This is a genomic window from Achromobacter sp. JUb104 (assembly GCF_024806975.1).
Classification (GTDB): domain Bacteria; phylum Pseudomonadota; class Gammaproteobacteria; order Burkholderiales; family Burkholderiaceae_B; genus Achromobacter; species Achromobacter spanius.
Map to the genome: position 1 here is coordinate 835,528 of NZ_JANUEY010000003.1, position 13,197 is coordinate 848,724.

The 13,197-nt window shown below is 66.1% G+C and carries 13 protein-coding genes; 11 read left to right on the plus strand and 2 right to left on the minus strand.

The annotated features are described in order from the left end of the window. The 9 genes from M2361_RS24315 to M2361_RS24355 all read left to right on the plus strand — a co-directional run bounded on the left by M2361_RS24315 (nucleotide 1) and on the right by M2361_RS24355 (nucleotide 10,668). Nucleotides 1-1,650, plus strand: a complete 1,650-nt coding sequence (locus M2361_RS24315; protein WP_259252373.1) for an AMP-binding protein — start codon at nucleotides 1-3, stop codon at nucleotides 1,648-1,650. Continuing rightward, nucleotides 1,647-2,816 (plus strand): thiolase family protein, encoded by a 1,170-nt coding sequence (locus M2361_RS24320; protein ID WP_259252374.1) that lies wholly within the window; start codon nucleotides 1,647-1,649, stop codon nucleotides 2,814-2,816. The genes M2361_RS24315 and M2361_RS24320 overlap by 4 nt, the downstream gene beginning before the upstream one ends. After that, the gene (locus M2361_RS24325) at nucleotides 2,813-4,054 is read left to right on the plus strand and encodes an SDR family NAD(P)-dependent oxidoreductase (RefSeq protein ID WP_259252375.1); all 1,242 of its coding nucleotides are present in this window, start codon (nucleotides 2,813-2,815) and stop codon (nucleotides 4,052-4,054) included. The genes M2361_RS24320 and M2361_RS24325 overlap by 4 nt, the downstream gene beginning before the upstream one ends. A 92-nt stretch (nucleotides 4,055-4,146) precedes the next feature. Continuing rightward, nucleotides 4,147-4,932, plus strand: coding sequence for a cyclase family protein (locus M2361_RS24330; RefSeq protein ID WP_100852969.1), 786 nt, complete (start codon nucleotides 4,147-4,149; stop codon nucleotides 4,930-4,932). Nucleotides 4,933-4,967: 35 nt separating this feature from the next. Next, the gene (locus M2361_RS24335; protein ID WP_259252376.1) at nucleotides 4,968-5,696 is read left to right on the plus strand and encodes an SDR family NAD(P)-dependent oxidoreductase; all 729 of its coding nucleotides are present in this window, start codon (nucleotides 4,968-4,970) and stop codon (nucleotides 5,694-5,696) included. A gap of 186 nt (nucleotides 5,697-5,882) precedes the next feature. Further along, complete coding sequence (locus tag M2361_RS24340) at nucleotides 5,883-7,034, plus strand: ABC transporter substrate-binding protein (RefSeq protein WP_259252377.1); 1,152 nt, start codon at nucleotides 5,883-5,885, stop codon at nucleotides 7,032-7,034. An 18-nt stretch (nucleotides 7,035-7,052) separates the two neighbouring features. After that, a complete protein-coding gene (locus M2361_RS24345) occupies nucleotides 7,053-8,093 on the plus strand; it encodes a branched-chain amino acid ABC transporter permease (protein ID WP_100852972.1) in 1,041 nt (346 codons plus the stop codon). Then, nucleotides 8,090-9,883, plus strand: coding sequence for a branched-chain amino acid ABC transporter ATP-binding protein/permease (locus M2361_RS24350; RefSeq protein ID WP_259252378.1), 1,794 nt, complete (start codon nucleotides 8,090-8,092; stop codon nucleotides 9,881-9,883). Before M2361_RS24345 ends, M2361_RS24350 begins: the two co-directional genes overlap by 4 nt. Further along, a complete protein-coding gene (locus M2361_RS24355) occupies nucleotides 9,883-10,668 on the plus strand; it encodes an ABC transporter ATP-binding protein (protein WP_259252379.1) in 786 nt (261 codons plus the stop codon). The genes M2361_RS24350 and M2361_RS24355 overlap by 1 nt, the downstream gene beginning before the upstream one ends. Here M2361_RS24355 and M2361_RS24360 read toward each other — a convergent pair. Further along, complete coding sequence (locus M2361_RS24360) at nucleotides 10,665-11,600, minus strand: glycosyltransferase family A protein (RefSeq protein ID WP_259252380.1); 936 nt, start codon at nucleotides 11,598-11,600, stop codon at nucleotides 10,665-10,667. The genes M2361_RS24355 and M2361_RS24360 overlap by 4 nt on opposite strands. Nucleotides 11,601-11,824: 224 nt before the next feature. Between M2361_RS24360 and M2361_RS24365 the strand changes: the two genes are divergently transcribed. Further along, on the plus strand, nucleotides 11,825-12,790 hold the full coding sequence (locus tag M2361_RS24365) for a LysR family transcriptional regulator (protein WP_259252381.1): 966 nt from the start codon (nucleotides 11,825-11,827) through the stop codon (nucleotides 12,788-12,790). A 106-nt stretch (nucleotides 12,791-12,896) separates the two neighbouring features. Here the strand turns inward: M2361_RS24365 and M2361_RS24370 are convergent, their stop codons facing one another. Further along, a complete protein-coding gene (locus tag M2361_RS24370; protein ID WP_006226408.1) occupies nucleotides 12,897-13,025 on the minus strand; it encodes a hypothetical protein in 129 nt (42 codons plus the stop codon). Between M2361_RS24370 and M2361_RS24375 the strand changes: the two genes are divergently transcribed. After that, on the plus strand, nucleotides 13,024-13,188 hold the full coding sequence (locus M2361_RS24375; RefSeq protein WP_259252382.1) for a hypothetical protein: 165 nt from the start codon (nucleotides 13,024-13,026) through the stop codon (nucleotides 13,186-13,188). The two genes, M2361_RS24370 and M2361_RS24375, sit on opposite strands and share 2 nt — an antisense overlap. Nucleotides 13,189-13,197 lie beyond the last annotated feature (9 nt).

The following is a 13,197-nucleotide window of genomic DNA, read 5'->3' on the forward strand; positions in this document are numbered from 1 at the left end:
GTGAGCACCACCGTCCATCAGGCTTTCAGCGACACCGCCGCCCGTTACGGCGCCCAGCCCTTCTTGTGCATCCTGCCGGAAACGGCCGACGTCTATGGCATAGCCGCCGGCGAACTCTCGTATGGCCGCGCGGCCGACGCCATTGAAACGCTGCGCGCCGCCTACGCGGCAGCCGGCTACGGCCACGGCCACCGCGTGGGGCTGCTGCTGGAAAACCGCCCCGCCTTCTTCCTGCACTGGTTCGCGTTGAACGCGCTGGGCGTGTCGGTCGTGCCGATCAACCCGGACCTGCGCGCGGCCGAACTTGAGTATCTGACGGGCCACTCCGAGATCGCCCTGGCCGTCGCCCTGCCCCAGCGCCACGCCGACCTGATGGCCGCCGCCGAACGCGCCGGCCGCCCCTTGCGTGTGATGGGCCCGGACGACGCGCCCCCGCCAGCGCCCTTCGCCGCGCCGCTGGCCGACACCGCGCCCACCGAATTGAGCGAATGCGCCCTGCTGTACACGTCCGGCACCACGGGCCGCCCCAAGGGCTGCATCCTGCCCAACCGCTATTTCCTGCACGCGGGCGGCTGGTATGCGCGCATCGGCGGGCTGGCCGCGCTGCGCCCCGGTCAGGAGCGCATGCTGACCCCGCTGCCGCTGGTGCACATGAACGCCATGGCGTATTCCGCCATGGCCATGGTGCTGACGGGCGGCTGCCTGATTCCGCTAGACCGCTTCCACCCCAAGACCTGGTGGGACAGCGTGCGCGACTCCGGCGCCACCGTGCTGCATTACCTGGGCGTGATGCCCGCCATCCTGATGAAGGCCGCGCCGTCCGACCGCGACTTGCAGCCCGCCATCCGCTTCGGCTTTGGCGCGGGCGTGGACCGCACCCTGCACGCGCCTTTTGAAGCGCGCTTCGGCTTCCCCTTGCTGGAAGCCTGGGCCATGACCGAGACCGGCGCGGGCGCCGTCATCATCGCCAACCAGGAACCCCGCTACATCGGCACCAGCAGCTTCGGCCGCGAGGAAGACGATGTGCAGGTCCGCATCGTGACCGACGCCGGCCAGCCCGCCGCCGTGGGCGAGCCCGGCGAACTGCTGGTGCGCCACGCGGGCGACGACCCGCGCTACGGCTTCTTTGCCGGGTATCTGAAGGACGAGGCCGCCACAGACGAAGCCTGGCAGGACGGCTGGTTCCACACCGGTGACATCGTGCGCCGAGAAGCCGACGGCGCGCTGCGCTTCGTGGACCGCAAGAAAAACGTGATCCGCCGCAGCGGCGAAAACATATCGGCCGTGGAAGTGGAAAGCGTGCTGATGCAGCATCCGCTGGTCAAGGCCGTGGCCGTGGCCGCCGTGCCCGACCCGGTGCGTGGCGACGAAGTGCTGGCCTGCGTCGTGCCCGAAGCCCTGCCCGCCGATGACGCCGCCATGGCCGAGGCCGCGCGCGGCATCGTGCAGTGGTGCCTGCAGCAACTGGCCTATTACAAGGCGCCCGGCTACGTGGCCTTTGTGGACAGCCTGCCGCTGACCACCACCAACAAGATCCAGCGCGGCGAAATGAAAACGCTGGCGCCGACCTTGCCCGGCACGGCGCGCTGCATCGACACCAACGCCATGAAAAAGCGCCAGGAGCCTGCCCGCCTGGAGTCTGCCAAATGAGCCGCCTGGGATACGACGGCATCGTGGCGGCCCTGCCCGTCACCATTCCGTATGAACGCTATTCCACTCACGCCGCGCACTGGTGGCTGGGCCGCGCGCTGGGCGCGCTGATCCGGCAATCCGGCGTGGCCAAGACCGATGTCGATGGCCTGTGCGTGTCCAGCTTCACGCTGGCGCCCGACACCGCCGTGGGTCTGGTTCAGCACCTGGGCATGAGCCCGCGCTGGCTGGACCACATCCCCATGGGCGGCGCCAGCGGCGTGGCCGCCTTGCGCCGCGCGGCCCGCGCGGTGCAGGCGGGCGACGCGAACATCGTGGCCTGCATCGCCGGCGACACCAACCACGTCGACTCGTTTCGCAACACCGTCAGCCAGTTCTCGCGCTTTGCTCAGGACGCCGTCTACCCCTATGGCGCGGGCGGGCCCAACGCCAGCTTCGCGCTGCTGACCGCGCACTACATGCGCGCTACGGGCGCCACGCGCGAAGACTTCGGCAAGCTGTGCGTGGCCCAACGCGACAACGCGCTGCGCTATCCGCACGCCCTGATGAAAAAGCCGCTGACGTTGCAGCAGTACCTGGACGCGCGCGTCATCACCGACCCCATCCATCTGTTCGACTGCGTGATGCCCTGCGCGGGCGCCGACGCATTTTTGGTGATGCGCGAGGAACAGGCCCGCGCCTTGAACCTGCCCTACGCCCGCATCCTGTCCACCATCGAACGCCACAACGCCTGGATCGAAGACCCCATCCAGACGCGCGGCGGCTGGACCATGGATGTGGACGAACTCTACGGCCAGGCCAAGGCCGCGCCGGCCGACATGGACTTCCTGCAAGCCTATGACGACTACCCCGTCATCAACCTGATGCAGATCGAAGACCTGGGTTTTTGCGAAAAAGGCGCCGCGCCGGCATTCGTCCGCGAGCACACGTTCACCGTGGACGGCAGCTTTCCCTTCAACACCAACGGCGGCCAGTTGTCGGTGGGGCAGGCGGGCGCCGCCGGTGGCTACCTGGGCATGGTCGAGGCGCTGCGACAACTGACCGGCACGGCGGGCGGCACGCAAGTGGCCGACGCCCGCATCGGCATGGTCAGCGGCTTTGGCATGATCAATTACGACCGTGGGCTATGCACCGCCGCGGCCATCCTGGCAAGGAGCGACGCATGACCGAGCCGCTAGCCAAGCCGCCCCGGAAGAACCCGGTTGCGCGCACCCGCCAGCCCACCTTGCCGCCCGGCTCGCGCAGCCGCACGGCCCTGGGGCTGACAGCCGCCGCCGCCGAAGGCCGCTTTGATTTGCAAACCTGCGCCGATTGCGGCGCGGTGCAATACCCGCCGCGCGAAGTCTGCGGCCATTGCCTGTCGGAACACTTGCCCTGGCGTCCTGCCGACCCCAACGGCGTGCTGCTGGTCAGCACCACCTTGCATCACAGCAACGACCTGTATTTCCGCGAACGCCTGCCCTGGCGCGTCGGCACGGTGGTGATGGACGCCGGCCCGTCAGTCGTGGCCCACGTGCACCAGGATTGCGCCGACGGCGCGCGCGTGCGGCTGGCGCTGAAACTGGACCGCAGCGGCCAAGCCGTGATGATCGCCCTGCCTGAAAGGAACACGCCCAACATGGAAGACGACAAGACCCTGCGCGAGACCTCGTGCGACCCGAAATTCCGCCGCGCGCTGGTCACCGACGGCAAGACCGCCGTGGGCCAGGCCGTGGCGCGGGCCTTGCTGGACGCGGGCTGCCCCACCGTATTCCTGGGCGACGCCCAGGCCTGGAAGCGCGACGCCGCCTTTGACGCGCTGGCCGCCGACCCGCGCGTGCAGTCGGTTGCCCTGGACGTAACCGACTCCGATTCCGTGGACCGGCTGGCCGCCTCCATCGGCGGCAAGGTGGAAATCCTGGTGAACACGGCCGACCTGGAACGCGAAGGCGGCCTGCTGTACCGCAAGGACGTGAACACCGCGCGCGACGCCATGGACGTGAACGTGCTGGGCCTGATGCGCCTGGCGCAAAGCTTCGGCCCCGCTTTGTGCGGCCGCGCCGCCGACGGCGTGAACAACGCCACCGCCTGGGTCAACGTGCTGTCCATCTACGCGCACATGAACCTGCCGTCACGCGGCATGTGGTCGGCGTCGAAGGCCGCCGCGCTGTCGCTGGCCCAATGCCTGCGCGCGGAAATGCGCGGCGCGGGCGTGCGGGTGGTGAATGTATTCCCCGGCCCGGTCGACCACGAATGGGAACAGCGCACGCCGCCGCCGCGCGTCGCCCCCGCCGCCATCGCCTCCGCCATCGTGCGGGCCCTGAAGGACGGCGTGGAAGACGTGTATGTGGGTGACGTGGCGCAGGAATTCCGTGCACGCCTAGCCGACAACCCCAAGGGGCTGGAACGCGAGCTCGGCGCCTGACCGCGCCCGCCACGCCACTGCCCCCAAGACAACGCCCCAGATTCCCTCCGGCGCACCGCGCAAGCGACGCGCCCACACCCAGGAGCCGCAGCATGAGCCAGAACATTCTTGCCCAATTCATGACGGAACTCGTCACCGGCCGCATCGGCCTGGTGGACCTGACCGAGACGCTGACGCCGGAATTCCCCACCATCGTGCTGCCGCCGGAGTTCGGCCAGGCCTGGCCCTTCCGCATGGAAGAGATCTCGCGCTATGACGAGCGCGGTCCCGCCTGGTACTGGAACAATTTCTCGTGTTCCGAGCACACGGGCACCCACTTCGACGCACCCGCGCACTGGGTGTCGGGCAAGGACCAGCCCGACAACACGGTCGACACCATACCTATCGACGCCTTCATCGCCAGCGCCTGCGTCATCGACTGTTCCGCCGAGGCCCGCGACAACCCGGACTTCCTGTTGACCATCGACTTCGTCAAGGCCTGGGAAGAAAAGCATGGCCGCATCCCCGCGCGTTCGTGGGTGCTGATGCGCACCGACTGGTCCAAGCGCGCCAAGCCGGTTGAGTACCTGAACATGCAGGAAGACGGCGCGCACTCGCCCGGCCCCGACGCGGACGTGGTGCCGTGGCTGATCAAGGAACGCGATGTGCATGGCTTCGGCACGGAATCCGTGGGCACCGACGCGGGCCAGGCCCACCACCTGAACCCGCCCTACCCCTGCCACTACTACATGCACGGCAACAACCGCTACGGCTTGCAGTGCCTGACCAACCTGGACCAGTTGCCGCCAACGGGCGCGGTGATTTTCTCGGCCCCGCTGAAGATCCGCAGCGGCTCGGGCAGCCCGCTGCGCGTGCTGGCGCTGGCGCCGAAAGCCTGAGCCCGATGAAGACGGCAACGTAACCAAGGACACGCATGACTCAACAACACGTAGCGCTGGTCACGGGTGGCAGCGCCGGCATTGGCGCCGAGATCTGCCGCAGCATGCTGGATGCCGGCTATGAAGTGATTTCGATGGCGCGCCGCGCTGCCGACTTCAGCCACCCGCGCCTGCACAACATGCAGGTGGACCTGCTGGACGCCGACGCCACCGCGCAGGCGGGCCAGGAAGCGGCCGCCAAATTCCCCATCAGCCACGTGATCCACAACGCCGGCGTCATCTGGCCGAACCTGCTGCCGCAGGTCACGCAGGAAGAGCTGCACGGTCTGACCCAGATTCACCTGGGCGCGGCGATCAGCCTGGTGCAGGCGGCGCTGCCCGGCATGCAGGAACGTCATTTCGGCCGCATTGTGATGATGTCGTCCCGTGGCGCGCTGGGCCTGCCCACCCGCACCGCCTATTCGGCCACCAAGGCCGGCATGGTCGGCATGGCGCGCACCTGGTCGCTGGAGCTTGCGCCCTACGGCATCACGGTCAACGTGGTGGCGCCCGGCCCCATCCAGACGGACATGTTCTACGAAGTGATCGAACCCGGCAGCGAACGCGAAAAGCAGTTGGCCAACGGCATTCCGGTCAAGCGGCTGGGCCGGTCCGACGACGTGGCGCGCGCCGTGATGTTCTTTGCCGACCCCGCCAACAGCTTCGTTACCGGCCAGACGCTGTTCGTCTGCGGCGGCGCGAGCGTCAGCTCCATCACCATCTAGTGAGCCTTGCACCATGCATGCTTCGGGTTTTGACGGATAGGTAAGCACCAAGAGCCCGTCTACAGTGCTGATCCTTGCAGGTTAGAAATTTTAAGCAACAAGTAATCCCCGCAGTCCCCACGCTGTTCCTGTTTTCTCCGCTTTTCAGCTGCACCCCCACTCTGCTCCCTATCCGGAGGTTTTGCCATGCTGTCGAAGAAACTCCCCCTGGTCACGGCCGCCGCCGTTGCCGCCCTGTTCGCCCTGCCCGCGTTGGCGCAAATGAAAGTCGGCGTCGTCACGTCTTCCACCGGCCCGACCGCGCTGGTCGGCATTCCGCAGAAGAACACCGTGCCGTTGCTGCCCAAGAAAATCGGCGACCTGACCGTGGAATACATCTCGCTGGACGACGCTAGCGACTCCACCAACTCGGTCACGGCGTTCAAGAAACTGATTTCGGAACAGAAGGTGGATGCGCTGATCGGCCCGTCGGGTTCGCCCAACGCCATGGGCGTGATCCAGTTCGCCGCCGAAGCCGGCGTGCCGATGCTGGCGCCGGTGGGCACGGCGGCCGTGGTGCTGCCCATGAACGACCAGAAGAAGTGGGTGTTCAAGACCACGCAGAACGACGACATCATCGCCCGCGCGCTGGTCGACCACATGGCCAAGACCGGCATCAAGACGGTGGGCTTCATCGGCCTGAACGACCCGTATGGCGAGAATTGGTACAAGGTGTTCTCGGGCCTGGCCACCGAGAAAGGCATCAAGATCACCGCCAACGAACGCTATCTGCGTTTTGACAGCTCGGTCACGGGCCAGGCGCTGAAGATCCTGGCCGCCAAGCCCGACGCCGTGCTGGTGGCCGCCCCCGGCGCCGCCAGCGTGCTGCCGCAAACCACGCTGTTCGATCAGGGCTACAAGGGCAAGTTCTATCAGACCCACGGCGCGGCCCTGCCCGACTTCCTGAAGCTGGGCGGCAAGAAGGTTGAAGGCACGGTGCTGGCCGCCAGCCTGATGCTGGTGCTGCCGGAAATGCCCGACAGCAACCCGTCCAAGAAAGTCGCCACCGACTACATCGCCGCGTACGAAAAGCTGAACGGTTCCAAGCCCGCCACCTTCGGCGCCAACGTCTACGACGCCGGCCTGCTGTTGGAAAAGGCCGTACCCATCGCGGAAAAGGCCGGCAAGCCGGGCACCAAGGAATTCCGCAGCGCCTTGCGCGACGCGCTGGAACAAACCAAGGAGCTGGTGGGCACGCAGGGCGTCTACAACATGAGCGCCGCCGACCACAGCGGCTTTGATGACCGCGGCCGCGAGCTCATCACCGTCAAAGACGGCAACTGGACGCTCGTGAAGTAACGGCTTGGACCTTTTCGCATGAATGCTCAGATCGCCTTGATACTCGGGCAGGACGGCATCACCAACGGCGCGATCTATGCGTTGTTGGCGTTGTCGATCCTGCTGGTCTTCACCGTTACCCGCGTGCTGTTCATCCCCCAGGGCGAGTTCGTCGCCTTCGGCGCGCTGACCATGGCGGCCATCCAGGCCGGCAAGCCCGTGCTGCTGGTCTGGTTGCTGCTGGCGTTCGCGCTGGCGGAAGCCGTGGCCGACCTCATGGCCCGGGCCAAGCGCCCGGGCCGGTCCCGAGGGCTTTGGCGCATCGCGGCCAAGGCGATCTACCCGCTGATCCTGGCGGCCTTGCTGTACCGGCTGCCGCTGGCGCAACTGCCGATGGCCGTGCAGGCCTTGCTGACACTGTTGCTGGTGGTGCCGATGGGGCCGCAGTTGTACCGGCTGTTCTACCAGCCGATCGCCTCGGCCTCGACGCTGGTGCTGCTGATCGTGTCCATCGCCGTGCACCTGGCGCTGGTTGGCCTGGGCCTCTTGGCCTTCGGCGCCGAGGGTGCGCGCACCGCGCCGTTTTCCGACGCCAGCCTGGCGCTGGGACCCATCAACGTCAACAGCCAGGCGCTGTGGGTGGTGGCGGTGTCGGCCTTGCTGATCATCGTGCTGTATCAGTTCTTTGAACGCTCGATGTACGGCAAGGCGTTGCGGGCGGCGGCATTCAACCGGCTGGGCGCGCGGCTGATGGGCATTTCGCCCATCTTCGCGGGCCGCGCCACGTTCTTTCTGGCCGCGCTGATCGGCACGGTGTCGGGCATCTTGATCGCCCCCATCACCACCATGTATTTCGATTCCGGCTTCATGGTCAGCCTGAAGGGCTTCGTGGGCGCCATCATCGGCGGCCTGGTCAGCTACCCGCTGGCCGCGGCCGGCGCGGTGCTGGTCGGCCTGATTGAAGCGTTCTCGTCGTTCTGGGCCAGCGCCTACAAGGAAATCATCGTCTTCACGCTGATCATTCCCGTGCTGCTCTGGCGCTCGTTGAAAAGCCACCACGTCGAGGAAGAAGACGAATGAATCCCCGCATCATCCTCTTCGTGTTCCTGGCGCTGCTGGCGCTGGGGCCGCTGGCCCTGCCGCCTTTCTATGTGACCTTGCTGAACTACATCGGGCTGTACGCGCTGGTGGCGCTGGGCCTGGTGCTGCTGACCGGCGTGGGCGGCTTGACCAGCTTCGGCCAGGCCGCCTTCGTGGGCGTGGGCGCCTACACCACGGCGCTGTTGACCACGCGCGCCGACTCCCTGCCGTCTTGGCTGGCGTGGCTGGGCGCCTCGCCCTGGCTGACGCTGCTGGCCGGGCTGGTGTTGACGCTGGTCATCGCCTATTTGCTGGGCGCAATCACGCTCAAGCTGTCCGGGCACTTCCTGCCGCTGGGCACCATTGCGTGGGGCTTGTCGCTGTACTTCGCTTTCGGCTCCGTCGAAGGGCTGGGCGGCCACACCGGCATTCCCGACATTCCCGCCATCAGCCTGTTCGGCTGGTCGCTGCATGAAGGCGGCAACATCTATTACCTGATCTGGGCCTTTCTGCTGTTGGCGGTGTGGTCCACGCAGAACCTGCTGGATTCGCGCGAAGGCCGCGCCATCCGCGCGCTCAAGGGCGGGCGCGTGATGGCGGAATCCATGGGCGTGGACACGGCGCGTTCGCGCATGGTGATCTTCATCATCGCGGCGTTGCAGGCCTGCGCATCGGGCTGGCTGTACGCCCACATGCAGCGCTTCGTGAACCCCAACCCCTTCGGCTTGCAGATGGGTATTGAATACCTGTTCATGACCGTCATCGGCGGCGCGGGCCAGGTCTGGGGCGCGCTGGTCGGCGCGGGCGTGTTCACGGTGGCCAAGCAATGGCTGCAAGACTGGCTGCCCAAGGTGCTGGGCCAGACGGGCAACTTTGAAGTCATCGTGTTCGGCTTCGGCATGGTGCTGCTGCTGCACCGCGCTCGCAGTGGCTTGTGGCCGCTGTTGACGCGCTGGATACGCGTGAAGAAGCCCGTGCGCCGCCTGGACATGAATGCCGAACCGCTGCCGCGCAAACCCATGCCGGCGCGGGGCGAGGTGGTGTTGAAGGCGGTGGACGTGACGCGCAAGTTCGGCGGCCTGGTCGCCAATAACGCCATGAACCTGGAGATCCGCGCAGGCGAAATCCTGGCGCTGATCGGCCCTAATGGCGCGGGCAAGAGCACCATGTTCAACCAGATCTCGGGGGTGGACACGCCCACGTCCGGGCAAGTGACGCTGCTGGGCCAGTCCGTGGCCGGCGCGGGCGCGCGCAAGATCGCGCGGCTGGGCCTGTCGCGCACCTTCCAGCACGTGCGCTTGCTGGGCCGCATGAGCGTGCTGGAAAACGTGGCCATCGGGGCGCACCTGCGCGGCCATCGCGGCGTGCTGCCGGCCGCCTGGCGCCTGGACCGGGCCGAAGAGGCGCGCCTGTTGGCCGAGGCCGCGCGCCAGGTCGAGCGGGTTGGGCTGGGCAAGCACCTGCACGACGAAGCGGGCTCGCTGGCGCTGGGGCAACAGCGCATCCTGGAAATCGCGCGCGCGCTGGCGTCCGACCCCTGCATCCTGCTGCTGGACGAACCCGCGGCCGGGCTGCGCTATCAAGAAAAATGCGAGCTTGCCGACCTGCTGAAGAAGCTGCGCGCGGAAGGCATGGCCATCTTGCTGGTTGAACACGACATGGACTTCGTGATGGGCCTGGTGGACCGCGTGGTGGTCATGGACTTTGGCGAGAAGATCGCCGAGGGCCTGCCCGCCGAGATCCAGAACAACCCTGCGGTGCTTGAAGCCTATCTGGGCGGAGTGGAGTGATGAGCGCGAATCTGCTGGAAGTGCGCGACCTGCGCGTGGCCTACGACAAGGTGGAAGCCGTATCGGGCGTCAGCCTGACGGTGGGCGAAGGCCAGATCGTGACCGTGATCGGCCCCAATGGCGCGGGCAAGACCACCTTGCTGTCCGCCATCATGGGCGTGCTGCCGTCCACCGGCCACATCGTCTTCGGCGGCAAGCCGCAAGAACATGCCGAGATCGAGGAAATGGTGGCCGCCGGCATGAACCTGGTGCCCGAAAAGCGCGAACTGTTCGCCGAAATGACGGTGGAAGACAACCTGATGCTGGGCGGCTTTCACCGCTTTCGCAGCGGGTTGCGCGACCAGGACAAGACGCTGGCGGAAGTCTATGAGCTTTTTCCGCGCCTGCAAGAGCGGCATGCGCAATTGGCCGGCACCTTGTCGGGCGGCGAACGCCAGATGCTGGCCGTGGGCCGCGCGCTGATGGCCAAGCCGCGCCTGCTGATGCTGGACGAACCCAGCCTGGGCCTGGCGCCGCGCATCGTGCGCGAAGTGTTCCGCATCGTGGCACGGCTGCGCGAGATGGGCGTGTCGATTTTGCTGATCGAGCAGAACGCGCGCGCGGCGCTGCAAGTGGCCGACTACGCCTATGTGCTGGAAACGGGCGCCGTCACGCTGGAAGGCCCCGCCGCCGAGGTGGCGGTGGACCCGCGCGTGGTCGAGGTGTATCTGGGCCTGGGGCATGGGGCGCCTGCGCCTGCCGTGCCCACCGCACCCGCGGCGACCACTGCCCCCACCGCGCCCTAAGCCACGCCGCGGCGCCGGTCGCGGCGGTACAGCGCATAGCCCAAGGGCCACATCGCCGCCACCATGAAGGTCGCCATGGGGTTGGTCAGCCGGTACGTGCCTACCGCCGTGGGCACGCCGGAGTGCTTCAGGTGCAGGCGAAAGCGCGTGTACCGCGCGGCCGCCATGATGAATTCGCGCGGCCGGTAGCGGAAAAATTCCAGGTGATGCTGCAGCATGTCCCAGGCCAGCAGATACAGGCCCTGTGCGTTGCTGCCCACCGATACGGCGCCTTGTGACAGGCCGCCCGGCGTGTCGTGATACGTGCGCACCACGCGGTTGATGAAGCGGCTGAGATAGCCCGCGCGCGCCACCGCCCACCAGACCAGGCTTTCCGGCACGAAACCGGCCACGTCTTCAGGAAACGGAAACTTCCTGAGGATGTCGGTACGCATACAGCCGAATTTCTCGCCTTTGATGCGATAGCGGAAATACACGTCCACCGCCGTGCTGTCGAACACGTCCTGCGGATAGCGATCGCCCACGATGCTGCCGTCGGGCCGCGCGCACAGACCCGTGATCGCCACATAGGAGTCGCGGCGCGCGGGCGGGATGGCGTCCCACGCCTCTTTGAAGATGGCCAGCGCGTCCGGCGGCATTTCGTCGTCGCTGTCCAGGGCCACGATCATCTGGCCTTGCGCTTCGCGCACGCCCCGGTTGAAGGCGGTTTTCTTGTGCTGGTTGTTCTGCCAGATGTAGCGAATGGGGAAATCCGCGCGCGCCTGCCAGGCCAGAATCGACTCGTGCGTGTTGTCGGTGGAACCGTCGTCCACCACCACCCATTCGAAGTCCCTGAAAGTCTGCCGGGAAAGCGATTCATACACCCGGTGCAGCGTGCCCGCCCGGTTGTAGGTGGGCGTAAGAACGGTGAAAAACGTTGGTGTATCGGTCATGCCTGCTATGCCCCTTTGCGATCGACGTGCCACCGCTGCGGTCTTGGTCTGCTTCTTTTCGCCTGAAGTGTAGGGGATATGCCCCCGCTAACCGATGCCATGGCATGCAAATTTGCAATCAAATCTGTCAACCCGTGGATTTTTTGGGCGCTCTTCGCGTTTTTTTTGCATGGGGACGCGGGCGGGAGTGGCGTAAACTCGTGCGGCCAAAAACCGGAATGCCTATGGAAGCTTCGACCGTCCAGCTCAATGACATCGCCTTGTTCGTAGAGGTTGCCAAGCGCAAGAGCTTCAGCCTGGCGGCGCGCGCGCTGGATATGCCCACGTCCACGCTCTCGCGGCGCATCAGCGAGCTGGAACGCGCCATCGGGCTGCGGCTGATCAACCGCAATACGCGCAGGCTGGACCTGACCGAGGCGGGCGCGGCCTATATGCGCCGCTGCCAAGGGCTGATTGACGAGGCACGGCTGGCGCATGAACAACTGCTGTCATTGTCGGGCGGCCCGTCGGGCAACCTGCGCGTGTCCATGCCCTTCAGCCTGGCGATCTGGCTGCTGCCGGAAACCATCAAGGACTTCACCGACCGCTACCCGGACGTGGAATGCGAATTTGATCTGAGCATGATGACCGCGTCCGACGCGCAAGGCACGCCGTTTGACGTGGTGCTGCGCTTTGGCCGCGACTCGGACTTTTCCACCGCCACGAGCGACAACGGCAATGGCAATGGCGGCGCCTCCGGGCGTCCCACCGGCGCCGTGGTGCAGGAACTGGTGTCGCTGGACAACTACCTGTATGCGTCCGACCGCTACCTGGAACGCCATGGCGAACCCAAGACGCCCGGCGAACTGACGCAACACCAATGCCTGCGCACCACCATCGACGACGCCCATTCGCACTGGACGCTGCATAACGGCACCGTCAGCGAAGTGGTGCCGGTCAGCGGCCACCTGGCGGCCAACAACATGAGCATCGCCGGCATGCTGGCCGGGCTGGACCTGGCCATCACGCGCATGCCGCACTGCCAGGCGCTGGACCCGATCATCAAGCGCAACTCGCTCAAGCGGGTGCTGCCGGGCTGGTCCGTGGACCCGATCTCGATTTACGTGGTGTTCCCGTCTAGCATCCAACCCGCGAAGACGCGCGCGTTCATGGATTTCATCACCCCGAAACTGGGGCCGGCGGGCGGTTGATGGAAGAACGCCCGCAAAGAAGTACACCCCAACGAAGTACGCCCCCAAAGAAAAATCCCCGCAAGGCGCGAGCCCTGCGGGGATTTTTCAAAACCAAGAGCGTTGATTAGACGCGCTTGATCTTTTCCAGCATCTTGAAAACACCCTTGGGCGACTTGACGAACAAGCGCTTGAAGGCCTTGCCCAGGCAACGGCGTTCCAGGGTGTTACGACGCACGCGTTTGCGTTCAGCCATGTTGATTCTCCTGTTGATTTTGCGGAAAAAAGTCACCGCACAACCGGAAATCTGGCTGGCGGAAAAAATTCGGATAACTTGGCATTTTAGCCTGAAATTCAAAGGCTGCGCCAATGGCAGGGAAAAGGGACGATCAGGGGCGGAACTGAATCTGTCCCCGTAACTGCCCTTC

Excerpts from the sequence above, each read along its gene's own strand:
- M2361_RS24320 (WP_259252374.1), top strand. The coding sequence starts at position 1,647 with ATGAGCCGCCTGGGATACGACGGCATCGTGGCGGCCCTGCCCGTCACC.
- M2361_RS24325 (WP_259252375.1), top strand. The coding sequence starts at position 2,813 with ATGACCGAGCCGCTAGCCAAGCCGCCCCGGAAGAACCCGGTTGCGCGC.
- M2361_RS24330 (WP_100852969.1), top strand. The coding sequence starts at position 4,147 with ATGAGCCAGAACATTCTTGCCCAATTCATGACGGAACTCGTCACCGGC.
- M2361_RS24335 (WP_259252376.1), top strand. The coding sequence starts at position 4,968 with ATGACTCAACAACACGTAGCGCTGGTCACGGGTGGCAGCGCCGGCATT.
- M2361_RS24340 (WP_259252377.1), top strand. The coding sequence starts at position 5,883 with ATGCTGTCGAAGAAACTCCCCCTGGTCACGGCCGCCGCCGTTGCCGCC.
- M2361_RS24345 (WP_100852972.1), top strand. The coding sequence starts at position 7,053 with ATGAATGCTCAGATCGCCTTGATACTCGGGCAGGACGGCATCACCAAC.
- M2361_RS24350 (WP_259252378.1), top strand. The coding sequence starts at position 8,090 with ATGAATCCCCGCATCATCCTCTTCGTGTTCCTGGCGCTGCTGGCGCTG.
- M2361_RS24355 (WP_259252379.1), top strand. The coding sequence starts at position 9,883 with ATGAGCGCGAATCTGCTGGAAGTGCGCGACCTGCGCGTGGCCTACGAC.
- M2361_RS24360 (WP_259252380.1), bottom strand. The coding sequence starts at position 11,600 with ATGACCGATACACCAACGTTTTTCACCGTTCTTACGCCCACCTACAAC.
- M2361_RS24365 (WP_259252381.1), top strand. The coding sequence starts at position 11,825 with ATGGAAGCTTCGACCGTCCAGCTCAATGACATCGCCTTGTTCGTAGAG.
- M2361_RS24375 (WP_259252382.1), top strand. The coding sequence starts at position 13,024 with ATGTTGATTCTCCTGTTGATTTTGCGGAAAAAAGTCACCGCACAACCG.
- M2361_RS24370 (WP_006226408.1), bottom strand. The coding sequence starts at position 13,025 with ATGGCTGAACGCAAACGCGTGCGTCGTAACACCCTGGAACGCCGTTGC.